Below are 19,338 nucleotides of genomic sequence, written 5' to 3'. Positions count from 1 at the left end.
TCCCGCAATGGCATCATCCATTGACGATCTGAAAACCGAGATAAAGAAAGCGCTGCCCGGCCTCGACATGGTCATCGCCTGGGCGGCGGGCCCCGATCCCCTGAGCCACACCCCGCTGTTCATCACCGAAGAGGCGGATGTCGAACGTATCGAATGGGACCCCCGCTGTTCCCAGAACCTGGCGGGATACCTGCCCGGCCTTCGCGGCAAGAAGGTCGGCATCGTGGTCAAGGGGTGCGACGCCCGGTCCCTGGTCGAACTGCTCCAGGAGAAGCTCATCGACCGCGAGGACGTGACCATCTTCGGCCTGCACTGCACCGGTGCGGTGGACGCCCGGGCGGCGCGCAAGGCGCTGGGCTCGTTGCGCGGCGGCCTGGAATCCGTGTCCGTGAACGGCGGGACCGCGAGCTTCTCCATGTCCGGTGAGCCCAGGACCCTGCCCCTGGCCGAGGTGTTGCAGAAAAAATGCTTCACCTGCACCGGGGCCGACGCCGAGGTCTGCGACCACTTCATCGGCGAGCACGGCGAACCGCCCCGGGTGACCGAGACCCCGGCCACCACCCTGGAGGAGCTGGAGGCCATGAGCATGGAGGAGCGCCTGCACTTCTGGGAGGACCAGATGAGCCGCTGCATCCGCTGCTACGCCTGCCGGTCCGCCTGCCCCCTGTGCGTCTGCCAGGACCACTGCGCGGCCCAGAGCCGTGAGCCCCACTGGGTGGACCAGACCGACCACCCCCGGGAAAAACTCATGTTCCAGGCCATCCACGCCCTGCACACGGCCGGGCGCTGCACCGAATGCGGCGAATGCGAGCGGGCCTGCCCCATGGGGCTGCCGATCATGACCCTGAAGCAGGCCCTCAACCGCAGCATTCAGGACCTGTTCGACTACCGGGCCGGGACCGACCCGGACCAGGCCCCGCCGCTGTTCGAATTCCGTGAAGAGGAGAAAAACATCAAGGAGAGGGAGTGGTAATGCTCACCGCACGATACATCGCCGACGACAAGCTCATGCCCTGGCTCCTTTCCCTGGCCGAGACCCGGCAGGTCCTGGCGCCGGTGCGACAGGGGGGACAGACTCTCTTCGCGCCGCTTGATGCGGACAGCCAGCTGGATCTGGAGGGGCTGGCCGACGCATCAGCCAAAGCCGCACTGCTCCCCCGCTGCGAAACACTGTTGGAGTTCCACTACTCCAAGGGCGAGGGCGTGCCGTCCCGGACCGAACTCGAGGTCCGCGAGACCCTGCCCGACCGGGACGCCTTCCTGTTCGGGGCCCGGCCCTGCGACGCCAAGGGGTTCACCGTGTTCGACCGCGTTTACGACGGCGGCTCCCGCCGGGACATCTACTACTGCACCCGCCGGGACAAGACCATCGTGGCCGCCCTGGCCTGCACCGATCCCGCGGACACCTGTTTCTGCAACCGCGTGGGCGGCGGCCCCGGCGACACGGACGGCTCGGATATCCTGTTCACGCCCGTGGAGGGCGGCTACGTGATCGAGCCCGTGACCGAGCGGGGCGAGGCGTTCCTGGCGGAACAGCCCCTGGTGGAGGCCGAAGGCCGGTTGGAGGAGGCCCGCCAGGTCCGCAAGGACGTTGCCGAGTCCATGCCCGGAGGCGATCCCCTGGGCGGGGCCCAGGGCGAAGTGCTCCGGCTCTTCGACGACCAGGAATTCTGGGGCGGGGTGGCGGCCAAGTGCCTCAGCTGCGGCGCGTGCAGCTACCTCTGCCCGACCTGCTACTGCTTCAACATGACCGACGAGATCAACGGCGACGACGGTGTCCGGGTACGGACCTGGGACAACTGCATGTCCTTCCAGTTCACCCTGGAGGGCAGCGGCCACAACCCGCGCAACGGGAAGGCCCAGCGCATGCGCAACCGGATCGGCCACAAGTTCAGCTACTATCCCGAACTGCACGACGGCAACCTCGCCTGCGTGGGATGCGGGCGGTGCATCGTGCATTGCCCCGTGTCCATGGACGTCCGGGCCATCGTCGCCCAAGCGCGGGACCGCGCCTTGGCCAAACAGGAGCACGCCAATGACTAGCACCGACGCGAGCAATCTGTATCTTCCCGACATGGGCACCATCCAGGAAGTGATTGAGGAGACGGCGAACATCAAGACGTTCCGCATCACCCTCAACAACCCCGATGCCATGCGGAACTTCCGGTTCGAGCCGGGACAGGTGGGACAACTGTCCGTCTTCGGCGTGGGCGAATCCACCTTTGTCATCAACTCCACCCCCACCCGCATGGACTACCTGCAGTTCAGCGTCATGCGCGTGGGCGAGCTGACCGAGAAGTTGCACAAGCTGCGCCCGGGCGACCAGGTCGGCGTGCGCGCCCCCCTGGGCAACAGCTTCCCCTACAAGGAGATGCGGGGCAAGGACATCGTCTTCGTCGGCGGCGGCATCGGCATGGCCCCGCTGCGGACCCTGCTTCTGTACATGCTCGACAACCGCGACGACTACGGCAAGATCACCCTGCTCTACGGCGCGCGCAGCCCCTTTGACATGGCCTTCAGCTACGAACTGCCCGACTGGCTCGAGCGCGAGGACATGACCACCGAGCTGACCGTGGACAACGGCACCCCGGACTGGCCGCACCACGTGGGACTGATCCCCAACGTGCTCAAGGAGATGGCCCCCTCGGCCGAGAACGCCTTTGCCGTGACCTGCGGCCCGCCGATCATGATCAAGTTCACCATAGAGGCCCTGCACACGCTGGGCTTCAAGGACGAGCAGATCATCACCACCCTGGAGAAGAGAATGAAGTGCGGGGTGGGCATCTGCGGCCGGTGCAACATAGGCACCAAGTACGTCTGCAAGGACGGCCCGGTCTTCACCAACAAGCAGCTCAAGGAGCTGCCCAACGAATTATAGACACCTCATCACCTTAGCCTCCGTGGCCCGGGGCGGCGAAAGCCGCTCCGGGCCACACCCCGGGTGCGCGGACGGGTACCCGGTGCGTCCCGACAAACGACAGAGGAGAAGCAAGGATGTACGACGACGACATGCCGGTGGAAGGATGGATGGGACAGGGCTGGGCCCCGGGCGGAACCGACGCCCTGACGCAGAAGGAATGCGCGTTCCTCAGCCTGCCGCCGGAACTCTTTTTCGCCTCGGAACTGTTTCAGGGACAGTATGTGCGGCGCCGGGTGCGCGTGCGCGACTATCCCATCCAGTCGACCTGCGCCCACCGCACCCTCCACTACACGGGCGTGCGGCTCGACCAGTTCGACCAGGACGTATTTCTGGCCTGCGCGGCCAGGTTCCCCCGGCAGAAGTCCTCGGCTCCCTGCACCCGAAAAATGGACCTCAGGGGTCTGGCAAGGGAAGTGCTCAAAAGGGCGGGGACCACGGACAGGCGCCGGGTGGCCGAATCGCTGCGCAGGCTGGAATCGGGCCGCATCAAGATCCGCGACGGGCGGTTCACCTGCTATCTGCAGCCCATTCAGAAGGCCCTGTTCGACGACAAGGCCGGGTTCTGTCTCATTGAACTGAACCCCGAGATGCTCATCTCGCTGCAACGCCTGGACAACCTGCAGGGGTTCGTCCGGGAGCGGTTCCAGCTGCCCAAGGTCTCCATGGACCGCTGGCTGCACGGGGTCATGCACTACAGCGACCGGATCTGCATCCCCTTCTCGGGTCTCCCCGCCCTGTCCGGCAATGCCCAGGCCGTTCCGGTCCAGGTCGAGGAATCCGTGAACCGCCTGCGCACGTCGGTGAGCCTGTATCGTCTGAGCCTTGGGGAAGGAGGACTGGAGATCAGCAGGCAGGCTCGGGCGGGCGGGGAGAGACGATGAAGGGTCTAGTTGATGGCGCCGTCCCGGTAATTGTACATGAGCCGGTCCGCCTGGGGGGCGTGCTCGTAGTCGGCCCACTTGTAGTCGGTCTGGCTCATCAGCCACTGGATGACTTCGCCCTGGCTCGAAGGAGTGCCCGGGTATTCCACAACCTTTGAGATGTTCTCGCCGAACACGTTGATTTCGATGGCTATCTTCATATCTACTCCGATTGTTTTCACGCTCCCGGCCCAGGCGGCGCTCCGACACGACCAGCCTGCGGCACGGCGCATTGACTGTTGAGTGGGTCCGGCGGCAGGCGGTTTCCTTTACCTGAAACACACCGCCTGTCGTCGGCCCGCCGACACCGGAAAACCGGTGCCCACAAGTCCGGCGTAACGTAGGTCAGAAACCGCGTCAAACCCTTAAAATCGGCTATTTTTTATCGAGGGAAAATAGAAATACAGCAAAAACGGGAAGTTGGAACGAACATCATCTTGCCGTGTAAAATGCAAAAAAATTAAAATTTATTTTTATAGTACATTTTTGAAGCATGGTCAATGGCCTTGATGCAGTAATAAGGAGTCCTGGACATGAAGGTAGTTCCGGTTGAAAGCGCCGTGGGTATGGTGCTCTGCCACGACATGACGCGCATCGTTCCCGACGAATACAAGGGCCCGGCCTTCCGCAAGGGGCACGTGGTCACCGAAAAAGACATCCCCGTCCTGCTGCGGATCGGCAAGGAACACATCTACGTCCTGGACATGCCCCCGGGCAAGATCCACGAGGACGAGGCCGCCGTGCGCATCGCCAAGGCCGCCGCCGGGCCCGGGCTGACCCTGAGCCCCGTGTCCGAGGGCCGCGTGAACATGAAGGCCGACCCGGGCCTGCTCGACATCAACGTGGAGGCCCTTTACGAGATCAACTCCATCGAGGAGGTCGTGCTCTCGACCATGCACACGGGCATGACCTTCACCGCCCCGCGCGACGTGGCCGGGACCCGCGTGGTCCCGCTCGTGGTGGACGAGTCCAAGATCGAGCAGGTGGAGGCCATCTGCGCCGCCAACTACCCGGTCATCCAGGTCCGCCCCCTGCAACCCATGTCCGTGGGCATCGTGACCACCGGCAGCGAGATCTTCCACGGCCGCATCAAGGACAAATTCGGCCCGGTGCTGAACAAAAAATTCGGCCTCCTGGGGTCGAAGTCCATGGGCCAGACATTCGTCGGCGACGAGGTCGAGGCCACCCGCGACGCCATCCTCCAGTTCGTGGTCGACGGCGCGGACATGGTCATGGTCACGGGCGGCATGTCCGTGGACCCGGACGACCAGACCCCTGCGGGCATACGGGCCACGGGCGCGGACGTGGTCACCTACGGATCGCCCACCTTCCCCGGGGCCATGTTCCTGCTGGCCTACCTCGGCGACGTGCCCATCCTCGGCCTGCCCGGCTGCGTCATGTACTACCGGGCCTCCATCTTCGATCTGGTCGTTCCCCGGCTGCTGGCCGGTGAGCGGCTCAACCGCTCGGACATCATTTCCATGGGACATGGCGGCTTCTGCGCCGGATGCGATACCTGCCGCTATCCGCTCTGTTCCTTTGGCAAACACGACTGATTGGAATTGGCTCCAATCGCAACCCGGACAGAGGAGAAAACCCTATGAAAAAGACACTGATGGTAAACGGTGTCAGCCGGATGGTGGTGGCGAAATCCACCGACCTTTTGGCCGACGTCCTGCGCAAAAGCCTTGGACTGACCAGCGTCAAGGTCGGCTGCGGCCAGGGCCAGTGCGGTTCCTGCAGCATCATTCTCGACGGCAAGCTGATCCGTTCGTGCACCCGGAAGATGGGCCGGGTCCCCGAAGGGGCAGTGGTCACCACCCTGGAGGGCATCGGCACCCCCGGCAACCTGCACCCCATCCAGATGGCCTGGATGGCTTACGGCGGCGCGCAGTGCGGCTTCTGCACGCCCGGCTTCATCGTGTCCACCTACGCCCTGCTCGAGACCAATCCGAACCCGACGCGCATGGAGGTCCGCGACTGGTTCCAGAAATACCGCAACGTCTGCCGCTGCACCGGCTACAAGCCGCTGGTGGACGCCGTCATGGCCGCCGCCGAAGTGATGCGCGGCGAGGCCCCTCTTTCCGACCTGGAATTCAAGATTCCCGAGGACGGCCGCATCTGGGGCACCAAGTACCCGCGCCCCTCGGCCGTGGCCAAGGTCACCGGCACCTGGGACTTCGGCGCGGACCTGGGGCTGAAGCTGCCCGACGACACCCTGCACTGCGCCCTGGTCCAGGCCGAGGTCTCCCACGCCAACATCAAGTCCATCGACGTGACCGAGGCCGAAAAGATGCCCGGCGTGTACAAGGTCGTGACCCACAAGGACGTCAAGGGCAAGAACCGGATCACCGGCCTGATCACCTTCCCGACCAACAAGGGCGACGGCTGGGACCGTCCCATCCTGTGCGATGAGAAGGTCTTCCAGTACGGCGACGCCATCGCCATCGTCTGCGCGGACACCGAGGACCACGCCCACGACGCCGTGGCCAAGGTCAAGGTGGAGCTGGAGCAGCTGCCCGAGTACATGAGCGCCCAGGCGGCCATGGCCGACGACGCCATCGAGATCCACCCGGGCACGCCCAACGTCTACTACATCCAGAACGTGGCCAAGGGCGAGGATACCAAGCCCGTCTTCGATGCGGCCGACGTGGTCATCGAAGGCGACTACTACACGCAGCGCCAGCCGCACATGCCCATCGAGCCGGACGTCGGGTTCGCCTACACCGACGAGAACGGCAAGCTGTTCATCCACTCCAAGTCCATCGGCGTGCATCTGCACATGTACATGATCGCGCCGGGCCTGGGCGTGGAGCCCGAGAACATGGCCCTGGTCCAGAACCCCACGGGCGGCACCTTCGGCTACAAGTTCTCGCCCACCATGGAAGCCCTGGTCGGCGCGGCCTCCCTGGCCACCGGCCGTCCGGTCTTCCTGCGCTACAACTGGCACCAGCAGCAGACCTACACCGGCAAACGCTCCCCGCAGTTCACCACCGTGCGCATGGCCGCCACCAACGACGGCCAGCTGCTTGGCATGGAGACCGACTGGACCGTGGACCACGGCCCGTACTCCGAGTTCGGCGACCTGCTGACCCTGCGCGGCGCGCAGTTCATCGGCGCGGGCTACAACATCCCGTCCATCCGGGGCGAGGGCCGCACCGTGTGCACCAACCACTGCTGGGGCGCGGCCTTCCGCGGCTACGGCGGACCCGAGGCGGAGTTCCCGTCCGAGGTGCTGATGGACGAGCTGGCCGAAAAGCTGGGCATGGACCCGCTGGAGTTGCGCTACAAGAACGTCTACCGCAAGGGTTCCACCACGCCCACGGGCCAGGATCCCGAGGTCTACTCCCTGCCCGAGATGCTCGACATCGCGCGGCCCAAATATGAAGAGGCCAAGAAAAAGGCGGCCGCGAACTCCACCGCCGAGGTCAAGCGCGGCGTGGGCCTGGCGCTGGGCATCTACGGCTCCGGCCTGGACGGCCCGGACACCGCCGAGGTCGACGCCGAGCTCAACGCGGACGGCTCGGTGACCATCTACTCCTGCTGGGGAGACCACGGCCAGGGCGCGGACATGGGCACCCTGGGCACGGCCCACGAGGCCCTGCGCCCGCTGAACATCGCTCCGGACCGGATTCATCTGGTCATGGGCGACACCAGCCTGGCACCCAACGCGGGCCCGGCCGGCGGCAGCCGCTCCCAGGTCATGGTCGGCGGCGCCACCAAGAATGCCTGCGAACAGCTGGTCGCGGCCATGAAGAAGGCCGACGGCTCCTTCCGGACCTATGACGAGATGACCGCCGAGAGCCTGGAACTGCGCTACAACGGCAAGTTCACCGCGCCCGCCAACGACTGCGACGCGAACGGCCAGGGCAACCCCTTCTGCTGCTACATGTACGGCGTGTTCCTGGCCGAGGTGGCCGTGGAGGTCGCCACCGGCAAGACCACGGTGGAGAAGATGACCATGGTGGCCGACATCGGCGTGGTCAACAACTTCCTCCTGGTGGACGGCCAGATCTACGGCGGCCTGGCCCAGGGCATCGGCCTGGCCCTGTCCGAGGACTACGAGGACATCAAGAAGCACTCGACCATGGCCGGAGCCGGTATCCCGTACATCAAGGACATCCCGGACGACATGGAGATCGTCTACGTCGAGTCCCCGCGCCCCGACGGCCCGTTCGGCGCTTCCGGCGTCGGCGAGGTCCCGCTGTGCGGACCGCACCCGGCGATCATCAACGCCATCTACAACGCCTGCGGCGTGCGCATCCGCGAGCTGCCCGCCTACCCCGAAAAGGTGCTGGCCGGTCTCAAGGGCTAGCGGATCGCATCAAGAACCGAACAACAGGGGCGGCCGCCGGAATCTCCGGCGGCCGCCCTCTTTTGCGCGAAGTTGTTCAAAGGATAAGCGGCCCCCTAATCCGCCATTTCGGGAATCGACACTCTGAAGACGGTCCCGACCGAGTCGTTGGACACGAACTCGGCCTTGCCTCCCAGGTAGTTCTCGGTCAGGAGCTTGATCGAATAGGTGCCCACCCCGCGGCCCTGCCCCTTGGTGGAGTAGAACCGCTTGAAAACCTGAAGCTGCGTTTTTTCCTCCATGACCCGATCGTTCCGCACCTCGAAGACCACCCGGCCGTCGATGGAGAAGCAGCCCGCATGGACCGTGCCGCCGACCTCCGTGGCCTCGAGGCCGTTCTTGAGCATATTGACCAGGACCCGGCGCAGCAGGGAGCGGTCCGCCCAGACCGCGTGGTCCTCGGAGGACGGGGAAATCCGGATGGACCGTCCCTCGGCCAGGGGCTGCGAGAGCAACTCCCTGGTCACGTCCTCCAGGAGTTTCCCGGACATGACCCGCGACTCGTGGGGCGGGTAGTCCCCCCTTTCCGCCATCATCAGGTCCCTGTGGCTCATGATCTCGTCCACCAGGCCGTTCAGGGCCGTGCAGAGCAGGCCGCTGAGCTCGCACAGCTCGCTGTCCCCCTCGCTTTGCAGCAATTCCACCAGGTTCCGGGCCCCTCCGGCGGTGTTGATGATGTCGTGGAAGAACGTCCGCTCCAGCAGTTCACGCTGCTTCAGGTCGCTGATATCCTGGATGGTGACCACGTAAAACCGGGCCTCTCCGACGCTGAAGGGCACCGCGTGGACGCGGAAATCCTTGGCCTGGCACCTGCCCTCCACGGACTGGAGAATCCGGGTGTCGTGCGTGGACGGGCCATTGCTCTCCATGCACCCGAGCACGGCCCGGACCAAGCCGCACTCCCGGCAGAACCGGGACGTCCCGCAGCCCCCGGGCTCGAGCCCGGAATAGGCGCACTGTATGGCCTCTCCCGGGCGGTGTCCCAGGAAGTCCTCCACGCTCGACAGCCCGAGCATGTCCAGGCAGGCCTGGTTGGCGAAAACGAGCTGGCGGTGGTTGTTCAGGACGAGCAGGGGCAGGGGGAAAAAACTGAAATACACGGAACAGGAGTTCTGGGAAATCTCGAGGAAATCGCATTCGATCTCGTCAAGCGGGCTTCTGTAGGCGGAAGCGAACCGCGTGTCCGGCTCCGCTCCGGCCAGAGGCGCGGGACGCCAAACGTCCTCACCCGGCGGCCCCTCGGCCGACACAACGTCCGGCGCGACGGCCGGACGCTCGTCCGCGCCCCCGCCCAGGGCCTCCCGCATGGCCGACAACAGGACGGTCTTGCCCACGGGCTTGGGCACGAAGCCGGTTATGCCGGACTTGATCAGCCGCTCGTGGTCGCCCGGTGGGGCGTAGGCGGTCATGGCCACCACCGGGATCGTCGCGTTGCCCGGCCCGGCCTCTCCGTTGCGGATGGCCTCCGTGGTTTCGATGCCGCCCATCCCGGGCATCCGCACGTCCATCAAAACCACGTCGAAATCGTGCTCCGCCAGCAGGCGGAGAGCCTCCGTGCCGTTTTCCGCCGTGCGCACGCCGAACCCGGCGCTCTCCAGCATGACGCGCACCGAATAGCTGTCCACGTAGTCGTCCTCCGCGACCAGCACGCGCACCCCGGTCCCGGGTGAAGGGCCCTCCCCCTTGTCGCCGCCCTTGCCGAACACGCCGTGCCTCAACGGGACCAGCGGCAGGCTGACGGCCACGGTCGTGCCCGCGCCCGGCTCGGATTCCATGGCGATATTGCCGCCCATGAGCTCCACCAGCCGCCTGCAGATGGCCAGCCCGAGCCCGGCGCCGTCGAACAGCCGGGAAAACCCGGTGGAGACCTGGGTGAAGGAGGTGAAGAGCGACGGGATCATCCGGTCGGGCACGCCGATCCCGGTGTCGGAGACCATGAACAGGACCCGGAATCGCTCATGGTCGGCGGGCAGCTGCCGGAAGGCTTCGATGCGCACCTCTCCCGAGCGGGTGAATTTCAGGGCGTTGCCCACAAGGTTGTTCAGGACCTGCTGGATGCGCAGCCGATCGCCCAACAGAACGTCCGGGACGGCCTCGTCCACCGAACAGGTCAGGCGCACGCCGTTCTGCCGCGCGGCCGGGCCGAAGAGCGAATGGACGTCCGCGACCAGCCCATTCAGGGAAAAGGGCCTCGGGGCCAGCGGCATCTTGCTGGCTTCGGCCCGGGACAGGTCCAGGATGTCGGAGAGCAGGCTGGCCAGCCTGGCGCACGACTGCACGGCGATGTCCGCAAAATCGCGCTGTTCCGAGCTCAGATCCGACTCCTGGAGCAGTTGCATCATGCCCAGGACGCCGTTCAGGGGCGTGCGGATCTCGTGGCTCATGTTGGTCAGGAACTCGGACTTGGCCTTGTTCGCGGCCAGCGCCACTTCCCGGCTCTCCAGCAACCGCTCCTCGCGGCACTTCTTTTCCGTGATGTCGAAACCGGCGACCAGAAAGCGCTGGACGGTGTCGTTGTCGTCGAACCTGCCCCTGAGACTCCACTCGATCCAGTGGGTGGTGCCGCCGAAGTCGACCCGCGAAGTCAACGAGGTCAGCGGCTCCTCGCGGGTGAGGGAGGGCAGCAGGCCGCAGATGGCCTCCAGGTGGCAGGCACAGAAAGTCGGCTCGGGAAGTTCGCCGCATCGGGTCATGGAAAAACCGAAGAAATCCGAAGCGGCCGCGTTGACGTAGGAGATCGCGCCGTCAGGGAGCATTTCCAGGATCAGGACGGGCAGTTCCTCGACCAACCGGCGATACCGGTCGTCGCGCTCGGCGGGCGTGCCGCGGCAAGCGTCCCCGCCCTGCGGTTCGTCCCGGACCACGAGGGGAATCCGCCCCTCCTCGGCGCCCAAGGACAGTTCCATCTTGTTCCCGCACATCGCTCGACCTCCTGTCATGCGCTTTTGGGGAATCCGAACGGCCGGACGCCGTTCCCCGAATATCGTTACCCCCGGCTGCTCCTCCCGCCGCCCGACAACTAGGCGGCCCTGCCGCTTTCCTCTCCGGCCGATCCATCGGCCCATTGCACTTCGTCGGCAAAGACCTCGTCCACGTCGACGATGATGACGAACCTGTCCCCGTCACGGCCCATCCCGCGAATCCAGGCGTCCCGGCCGCCGGGTCCCATCCTCGGCGCGGCCTCGATGTCCGCCTCATTGATCCCGGACACCTCCCGGACCGAATCCACCAGGGCGCCCATGACGATCTCCCCGGCCCCGGACGCCACCTCCAGGATGATGATGCAGGTGTCCACGGTCCGCTCGGCCGGGCACATGCCCAGTTTCCGGCGCATGTCCATGACCGGGACGGCGCGCCCCCTGAGGTTGATGACGCCCATCATGTGGGCCGGGGTGCGCGGGATGTCGGTCATTCCCGTCGATCCCAGCACCTCGCGAACCTTGGCGACCTCCACGGCGAAGCGCTCGCCGCCGAGGGCGAACGTCAGGAACTGGCCCTGAGAAACGACGCTTGTCTCCATGCCGCCTCCCCTAGAACCGTTCGAAATCGGTGTCCCGATCCTTGCCTTCGGCCGGAGGCAGGGCGGAAGGCGACCGTCTGACGACCGAAACCCGCCCCTGCGTCCCGCCGGGCAAGCCCTGGGCCACAGTAAAGAAGGACATGGTCATCTGGAGCTGCTGCCCCTGGCTGGACAACTCCTCGCTCGTCGAGGCCATTTCCTCGGACGCCGAGGCGTTGCGCTGGATGACCGAGTCCAGTTGGCTGATGGCCTGGTTGATCTGCTTGGCCCCGGCGTTCTGCTCGCTGCTGGCGGCCGCGATCTCCTGGACCAGGGACGCGGTCTTTTCTATGTCCGGGACCAGGGCCGCCAACATCTGCCCGGCGTCCTCGGCCACGGCCACGCTTGTCGAGGACAGTTCGCTGATCTCCGAGGCGGCCGAGCCCGACCGTTCGGCCAGCTTCCTGACCTCGGCGGCCACGACGGCGAAGCCCTTGCCGTGCTCGCCCGCCCGGGCGGCCTCGATGGCCGCGTTCAGGGCCAGCAGGTTGGTCTGCCGGGCGATCTCCTCGATGATGGAAATCTTTTCGGCGATGCTCTTCATGGCGCTCACGGTCTGGTTGACCGCCTCGCCGCCCTTCCGGGCGTCGGCCGCCGCCTTGGTGGCCAGCGCGTCCGTATCCTTGGCGTTCTGGGCGTTCTGGCTGATGTTGGCGGCCATCTCCTCCATGGAGGCGGAAACTTCCTCGATGGACGCGGCCTGCTCGGTGGCCCCCTGGGAAAGGGACTCGGCCGACGCGGACAGCTCCTCGCTGCCCGAAGCCACGTTCTCGGTGGCCTCCTGGACGTCGGAAACCACGCCGGTCAGCCTGTCCTTCATGTTCCTGAGAGCCTCGGCCAGGATGCCGATCTCGTCGGACTGGTGGACGTCGACCGTCTGGGTCAGGTCGCCCTGGGCCAGCTTCCGGGCAAAGGCCACGCCCTGCATGACCGGCCCGGTGATGGCCCTGGTCAGGAACACGGCCAGGACGACACCCAGCAGCAGGGCCGCGACCAGGCCGACGATCATCACCAGGGACGCGGTCTCCAGATCCTTCACGTCCGCGTCGGCACGGGCCTTGGACGCCCCGGAGGCGGCCAGGGCGGTCTGCTTGGCGGACTCGATGATCTTGGCTCCAAGGGCCTCGCTCTCCCGGGTCAGGGCCTGGAGGGCGAGGGAGTTGTCGAGGAACGCCTGCATGGCCGCGGCATACTCCTGGGCGGCCTTGCGGATGTTCTCGATCTGCTCGTGGTTCTCCTCGCGCCAAGTGGTCGCGGCCAGTTCGTCCAGCATGGCCTCGATCTTCTTCATGTCCTCCAGCCCAGCGCGCATGAACTCGGGATTCCTGTCCGCCTGGGCAATGAGGTTCTTGAGGCGCGTTTCATAGCCCAGCCCGATGACGTCGCTGATCATATGTATCTTCTCCAACCGATCGAGCAACATGCCCTCGGTCGCCCCGGACTCCATGTCCTGCTTCATGGCCTCCTCGGCCAGATTCAGGAACCGCTTGCAGTTCTCCATGTATGCCCGGGCCGGTCCGTTCATCGCGTCGCGGCTCGCGGTCAGGGCCGCGATCAGATCGTGGGACCTGGAGGCCAGTTCCGAATAGCCGTCGATGTCGCCCTTGGCCTTTTCTGTGTTGGCCTTGAGCTTGACCAGGTAGGGGTAGCGGCCGTAATGGGCCTCAGCATTCCTCAAGGCCTTCTGCTCGTCGTCCATATACCCGACGGCCCGTTCCCAGAACCCCTCCTCGCGGCTGAAGGAATAGCCGCGCATGGCGTACATGGTCAGCAGCGACGACCGTTCGATGTCCGTGGCCATGCCGACCTCCGGGACATAGGCATCGGCCAGACGGGTGGACCCATCGCTCGCCTTGTGCATGTTGTATACGGCCAGACCGCCAAGCATGGTCGCGATAAGTATCAGGCAACCGAACCCCAATCCCAATTTCAGGCCCAGTTTCATGTTCTTCAACATAACGGATTCCCCCCGAACATTTTATATGTAATACTCGCAACTAGTACCTATGGGTACTAGGTATTGCATACCTTGCACACTTTGCATCTTATGTAAAGTGCGATACTGTTATAATAATATGAGACAACTAGGCACTTTCATAAAGCAAAAGCGGGAGGAGCTGCTCAAGGCGGACCGCGCCTTCTCGCAACTGCAGGTCAGCAAGCGCATCGGCATCGAGCAGTCCTACCTGAGCAAGGTCGAACGCGGCGTGGCCACGAAACTCTCCGAGGAGAAGATCGTGGCCCTGGCCGAGATACTGGGCGAGGACCCGGACTACATGCTCGCCCTGGGCGGCAAGGTCTCGGGCGACGTGCTGGCCATCATCAAGCAGCGGCCCCGTCTCTTTTCCCGCCTGGTCCGGGACATGAAGCACATGTCCGAGGACGTGATCGAGGCGGATCACGACTTCAAGCGGCGCCAGTCCCGGATGAACCGGATCTACGATTTCGCCGCGCTCGGGTTCTTCCACCTGGAGGAAGGCGCCGACCGATCCATATGGTCCTCGCACACCCCGGCCATCCTCGGCCTGCCGGACGACACCCCGCCGAGCCTGGACGCCGTGGTCCGGGCCCTGGACCTGGGCGACCGCAGGCGGTTCATCGCGGTGGAGCGGGAGTCCTGCCGCCTGCACAAGCCCTATTCCTGCGAACTGCGCATCGAGGACAAGGACGTCCTCCCCCGGTACATCCGCATATGGGGGGATTTCGAGACCTCCGGTCCGGACGGGGTGGTCCGGGTCGGCCTGATCCAGGACGTCACCCGGGAAGTGGCCTCCCGGGAGGAGCTGCGCCAGGCGCAGCATGCCCTGAGCGGCACGGTCAGGCAGCAGAGCCGGCAGCTCTCCCAGGGGATCGAGGAACTCAAGCGCGAGATCACGGCCCGCAAGGAGCTGGAGGGCAAGCTGCGCGCGGTCAATGAGGAGATTGCCCGACAGAGGGACGTGCAGCGGGAGTACCTGAAGCAGAGCGCCTATGAACTGCGTTCGCTGGTCAACCGGCTGGTGGTCGAGAAGGCGGACCTGCGCGAGGACACCCTGGCCGCCAGCCTCAGCCTCATCTCCACGACCATCGACAACATGAACGATTTCTTCGAGATGCCGTCGGGCCTGTGCCCGCTGGCCGAGGCGTTCTCGCCCAGGGGGGCCGCCGAGAACTGGACCGGGGACCTCGTCCGCGCCCGGCTCACTCCGGACATCGGGCTGACCCTGACGGTTTCGCCCAACCTGCCCGAGCGCATCGTGGGCGACCCGCAGCGGTTGCAGCAGATCGCGGTCTGCGTGGTCGGCTTCCTGCTCAAGGCCACCACCTGGGGCTCGGTCGGACTGACCCTGGACTACATGGCCGGGGAAGGCCTTCTGAGCCTGACGGCGTCGAGTCCGGCGGTCGGAGAACCGGTGACCAACGAATCCCTGTTTCCGAACTCCGTCGGCGGATTCGGCAAGGCGTCCTGGATGCTGTCCACGGTCGGGCCCATGGTCGAGGCCTTGCGCGGCACGGTGAACGTCGACCGCCTCTCCGGCAGCGGCGTGGCCGTTTCCATCCAGATCCCCGCGCAGCCCGAGGCCGAGCCCGCCCGCGAGGCCATCGACGCCAGGCTGCCCATCCTGGTCGTGGAGGACGACGCCCCCAGCCGCTTCTTCACCGAAAGCGTCATCCAGGGCGAAGGCTACCGGGCCGAGGCCATCGCCCTGGGCCGGGAGGCCTTGTCCCGGCTCGACGAGCAGCGGTACAGCCTCGTGCTCCTGGACATCCAGCTCCCCGACGTCGATGGCGTGACCATCGCCAGGACCATGCGCCGGGAGGGGGCGCTCAACGCCCGGACGCCGATCATCGCGGTCACGGCCCACGCCACCCCGGAACACCGGCAGCGCTACGAGGACGCCGGGATCGACCAGCTCATCACCAAGCCGTTCAAGGTCGCGGCACTCAAGAAAATGATCGAAAGCTATCTCGGCGACTGACCGGACGGCGCACCGCCGACACCGCGCGGACGGCCCTCGGACGCCTCCCGCTCCGGACCGACGGGGTCGAGCGGCAGGGAGACGTAGACCGAGGTTCCCTGTCCCGGCGCGCTGTCCACGCACAGGGTGCCGCCCATCAGGTCGATGATCCGCTTGACGATGGGCAGCCCCAGCCCGGCCCCCTGGTGGGAGCGGGCCAGCCCCTGCGACACCTGGCCGAAGGTCTCGAAGGCGGTCTTGAGCTCCTCATCCGCCATGCCGGGGCCGGTGTCCGAGACGACGAAGAGCAGCCCGCCCCGGCCGTTGTCCGAGCCCAACGCGGAGACATGCAGCGAGACCGAGCCCTGTTGGGTGAATTTCAGCCCGTTTCCGACCAGGTTGAAGAGGATCTGGCGCAGCCGGATCTCATCCGCCAGGACGCGCTCCGGCACGTCCGGATCCATGAAGGCGCCGAGCGACACCCCGGTCTGCCCGGTGGTCACGGCCAGCAGGCCGACCACGGAATCCACCAGGTCGTGCACGTCCACCGGGGCCGGGGACAGGGCGAATTTGCCCGCCTCGATGGCCGAGATGTCCAGGATGTCGGTCAACAGCCGGGTCAGCCGCTCCCCGGAGAACTGGGCGATCTCGATGAGCCGTCCCTGCTCCGGGCTCGGCCCGGACGATTCGAGCAGCTGCAGCATCCCCATGAGCCCGTTCAAGGGCGTGCGGATTTCGTGGCTGATGTTGGCCAAAAATTCCGATTTGGCCCGGTTGGCGGCCTCGGCGGCCTCCTTGGCGTCGATCAGGGCCTGCTCCGCCTGCCTCCTGTCCGAGATGTCCCGAAACTCCACGGCCCGGACGACCCGCCCCTTGTAGGGGATGTTGCGCATCTCGATGCGCACGGGATATTCCCGCCCATCCTTGCGCACCCCGAAGGTCTCGTAGGCCCCTTCGAACCCGGAGTGGATCTTCTCCCTGCCCTCCTCACGGGCCTGCTCGGCGATCAGGAACAGCCCGTCCGCCCCGATCATCTCGCTCATCTCATACCCGGTCATGGCGCACAGCCCCTGGTTGCAATCCAGGATCAACCCGTTGTCGTGGATGCCGATGCCCCCGCGCGACGCCTCGTGCAGGGTCTTGTAGCGGATCTCGCTTTCCCTGAGCGCGTCCTGCGCCCTTTTCAACTCGGTGATGTCCACGAAACTGACCACTACCCGCACCAACCGGTCGCCCTCGTACAGGGGCACGGCGTTGGCCAGCCTCCAGCCCACGTCTTCCCGGGGAGACTTGCGCAGCCCAGCGACCAGCCCGTGTACGGAGACGCCCGAGGAGAGCACCCGGAACAGGGGGCGCTCCTCCTCCGGCATGGCGCTCCCGTCCTCGCGGAAGAACGACCATCCCTCCAGCGTCCGGTCGCCCCTGGTGCCGATGAGTTCCTCGGCGGGGATGCCGATCATGGCGCAGACGGCAGGATTGACGCTGCGGATCGTGGTGTCGCTGTCCATGACGATCACCCCCGCATCCAGACTGTCCAGAATCTTGCGGTAGGTTTCGTCCTTGCGCCGCCTCTCCAGTTCCAGCCGCTTCCTGGCGGTGATGTCCTGGAACGCGCCCCACAGGCCGATGATCCCGCCCGCGGCGTCGAACTCGGCCTCGCCCCGGACCCACATCCACCCCTGGCCGCCGTCGTCTCCCCGGGTACGCAGCTCCAGTTCGTAGGGCTCCCCGGTGACCACGGTCCGGTCCAGCGATTCCAGGAGCCGCTTCGCGTCATCCGGTTTGAACAGCCGTCCGAGCCCTGTATACGGCAGGGGGTCGGCGTCCGGGGCAAGCCCGTACATCCTGCGCAGCTCCTCGGTCCAGACCATGGACCGGTTGGAGAGGTCCAGATGCCAACTGCCGAGGCGGACGATGCTCTGGGACTTCTTCAGGTCGTGTTCCCGCCGCCGCAGCCGCTCTTCCAGCCGCTTCCGGCAGGAGATGTCCACGTGGGTGCCGAGCATGCGCAGCGGATTGCCCAGATAGTCCCGTTCGACCACCTCGCCCCGGTCCAGGATCCAGAGCCAGCCGCCGTCCTTGGTGCGCATGCGGTACTCCGCGCGGTATGCCTCCCCGGTGTCCCAATGGCGCCGCAGCAGGTTCATGATTCCGTCCACGTCGTCGGGATGGATGAGGGACAGCACTTTTTCCCTGGAAAAGGGAAATTCGTTGGGCTCATAGCCCAGCATCGTGAACCAGCGCGGGCTGAGGTAGGCCTCATCGCTGTCGAAGCGCAGGTCCCAGACCGCGTCGCTGGCGGCGTCGAAGGCCATGGTCATGCGCTCCTCGGATATCCGCCGGTCCTCGATGGCCCTGCGCCTGTCGACCAGGAGCATGACGTTGGCCACAAAGGCCTCGACCTGGGCCGCGTCCTCCTCGGTATAGGCGGTCGACTTGTTGGCCACGGTGGCCAGCGCGTGCACCTTTCCGTCGCGGATATAGGGGACCGACATCAACCGCCGGATGGGCACGTGGCCCTCGGGCAGCCCCTTCTTCCACTCGCCGGCCTGTCCGTAGTCGTTGTGGATGACGCTCCGTTTCCGGGCCACGGCCTCGCTCCACAACCCGCCGCAACTCAACGGGAACGTCCTGGATCCGGCCCGGACCGAGCAGATGTCCATGGCCTCGGGCGACCAGGCGTAGACGACCATCGCGTCCACGACTTCGTCAAAGAACCCGAAAAAGGAATACTCGCTCCCGGTCAGGCGCAGGACCTCGGCCAGAACCAGCTCGCAGAGTTCGTCGTAGCTGGCCTCGGCCATGCGGGCCACGTTCCACAGGGACTGGAGCCTTTCCTGGAGGCAGGTCCGCTCGTCCTCCCGCCGCTTACGGGCCGAGATGTCGGTCATCACGACCCCGGCGGCGGGCTCGCCCCGATAGGAAAAAGCCCTCGACCGGAACTCCGCCGGAAAGGTCGAGCCGTCCCGGCGCAGCCCCACGGACTCGAACGAACAGGCCCGGGACAGGCAGTCCCCCCGGCGAATGGCCTCCACCTGACCGGAGGCCACGGTCAAGGGCAGGATATCCCTGCCGAGCATCTCCTCCGGGGCGTAGCCGAACATCTCGTAGTACCGTTCGTTGGCCTCCAGGAGCACGCCGTTCCGGATGATGGCCACCCCGGAAAGGGACGCGTCCGCCAGCATGGCGAACCGCTCCTCGCTCTCGGCCAGTTCCCGTTCGCGCCGGTCCAGCCGGTCGCGCAGCCTCGCGAAGCGCACGCCAAGGAGCAACCCGGCGAAAAGGAATACCGCCGACACCGCCCAGAGCGCGCCCTGCGCGCCATCCCGAACGGCCGGAGCGGGCGAGGCCGCGGGGCCGGAGGACGGACTGTCCGCGCCTCCGACGGACTGGGCGACAAGAATGGATTCCGGCAAGAATGCCCGCGACACGGATTCGGAAGGGCGCACCCCCTGCGGCGAACGGGACGGTTCCGTGCGCGCGGCAAGGGCGTCCGCCCGGCGGAACGCCGGAACGGCCAGGATCACGGCGAGCATCGCGGCCACCATGAGCCCACGCCATGCACAAGGCCGGGCCACGTCCGCCCCATTTGCCCGGCGCACCGCCTTACACATGGGAATATAAAGATAAAAACAGCACTGCCCCGT

12 protein-coding genes are annotated in these 19,338 nt (G+C 65.9%); 7 read left to right on the top strand and 5 right to left on the bottom strand.

Going from position 1 to position 19,338, the window contains the following annotated elements; genetic code table 11:
* Positions 1 to 7: 7 nt before the first annotated feature.
* The 4 genes from BerOc1_RS13940 to BerOc1_RS13925 all read left to right on the top strand — a co-directional run bounded on the left by BerOc1_RS13940 (position 8) and on the right by BerOc1_RS13925 (position 3,801).
* Positions 8 to 973: a 4Fe-4S dicluster domain-containing protein gene (locus BerOc1_RS13940; RefSeq protein ID WP_071546275.1), complete on the top strand. Its 966-nt coding sequence runs from the start codon at positions 8 to 10 to the stop codon at positions 971 to 973.
* Complete coding sequence (locus BerOc1_RS13935) at positions 973 to 2,043, top strand: 4Fe-4S dicluster domain-containing protein (protein WP_071546274.1); 1,071 nt, start codon at positions 973 to 975, stop codon at positions 2,041 to 2,043. Before BerOc1_RS13940 ends, BerOc1_RS13935 begins: the two co-directional genes overlap by 1 nt.
* Positions 2,036 to 2,878, top strand: coding sequence for an FAD/NAD(P)-binding protein (locus tag BerOc1_RS13930; protein ID WP_071546273.1), 843 nt, complete (start codon positions 2,036 to 2,038; stop codon positions 2,876 to 2,878). Before BerOc1_RS13935 ends, BerOc1_RS13930 begins: the two co-directional genes overlap by 8 nt.
* A gap of 116 nt (positions 2,879 to 2,994) precedes the next feature.
* Positions 2,995 to 3,801 carry a hypothetical protein gene (locus tag BerOc1_RS13925; protein WP_071546272.1) on the top strand — a complete coding sequence of 269 codons (807 nt, stop codon included), beginning with the start codon at positions 2,995 to 2,997 and terminating at the stop codon, positions 3,799 to 3,801.
* Between the two features lie 5 nt (positions 3,802 to 3,806).
* Here the strand turns inward: BerOc1_RS13925 and BerOc1_RS13920 are convergent, their stop codons facing one another.
* A complete protein-coding gene (locus BerOc1_RS13920; protein ID WP_071546271.1) occupies positions 3,807 to 4,001 on the bottom strand; it encodes a hypothetical protein in 195 nt (64 codons plus the stop codon).
* Between the two features lie 372 nt (positions 4,002 to 4,373).
* On the opposite strand from BerOc1_RS13920, the gene BerOc1_RS13915 reads away from it, so the two are divergent.
* Both BerOc1_RS13915 and BerOc1_RS13910 read left to right on the top strand, forming a co-directional pair.
* The gene (locus BerOc1_RS13915; RefSeq protein WP_071546270.1) at positions 4,374 to 5,396 is read left to right on the top strand and encodes a molybdopterin-binding protein; all 1,023 of its coding nucleotides are present in this window, start codon (positions 4,374 to 4,376) and stop codon (positions 5,394 to 5,396) included.
* Between the two features lie 44 nt (positions 5,397 to 5,440).
* A complete protein-coding gene (locus tag BerOc1_RS13910; protein ID WP_071546269.1) occupies positions 5,441 to 8,155 on the top strand; it encodes a molybdopterin-dependent aldehyde oxidoreductase in 2,715 nt (904 codons plus the stop codon).
* Positions 8,156 to 8,250: 95 nt separating this feature from the next.
* Here BerOc1_RS13910 and BerOc1_RS13905 read toward each other — a convergent pair whose 3' ends face one another.
* From BerOc1_RS13905 to BerOc1_RS13895, 3 genes are all read right to left on the bottom strand, one after another.
* Complete coding sequence (locus tag BerOc1_RS13905) at positions 8,251 to 11,115, bottom strand: ATP-binding protein (RefSeq protein ID WP_071546268.1); 2,865 nt, start codon at positions 11,113 to 11,115, stop codon at positions 8,251 to 8,253.
* Positions 11,116 to 11,213: 98 nt separating this feature from the next.
* Positions 11,214 to 11,714 (bottom strand): chemotaxis protein CheW, encoded by a 501-nt coding sequence (locus BerOc1_RS13900; protein WP_071546267.1) that lies wholly within the window; start codon positions 11,712 to 11,714, stop codon positions 11,214 to 11,216.
* Positions 11,715 to 11,724: 10 nt separating this feature from the next.
* Positions 11,725 to 13,710, bottom strand: a complete 1,986-nt coding sequence (locus tag BerOc1_RS13895; protein ID WP_242653006.1) for a methyl-accepting chemotaxis protein — start codon at positions 13,708 to 13,710, stop codon at positions 11,725 to 11,727.
* Between the two features lie 118 nt (positions 13,711 to 13,828).
* Here BerOc1_RS13895 and BerOc1_RS13890 point away from each other — a divergent pair, with 118 nt between their 5' ends.
* Positions 13,829 to 15,712: a response regulator gene (locus tag BerOc1_RS13890; protein ID WP_071546266.1), complete on the top strand. Its 1,884-nt coding sequence runs from the start codon at positions 13,829 to 13,831 to the stop codon at positions 15,710 to 15,712.
* On the opposite strand, the gene BerOc1_RS13885 is transcribed toward BerOc1_RS13890, so the two are convergent.
* Positions 15,697 to 19,227 (bottom strand): PAS domain S-box protein, encoded by a 3,531-nt coding sequence (locus BerOc1_RS13885; protein ID WP_165610823.1) that lies wholly within the window; start codon positions 19,225 to 19,227, stop codon positions 15,697 to 15,699. The two genes, BerOc1_RS13890 and BerOc1_RS13885, sit on opposite strands and share 16 nt — an antisense overlap.
* Between the last annotated feature and the right edge of the window lie 111 nt (positions 19,228 to 19,338).

It is taken from the genome of Pseudodesulfovibrio hydrargyri, from assembly GCF_001874525.1.
Taxonomy (GTDB): Bacteria; Desulfobacterota; Desulfovibrionia; order Desulfovibrionales; family Desulfovibrionaceae; genus Pseudodesulfovibrio; species Pseudodesulfovibrio hydrargyri.
The sequence above is the reverse complement of the archived record's forward strand: the minus strand, read 5'-3'. Positions and strand labels throughout refer to the sequence as shown.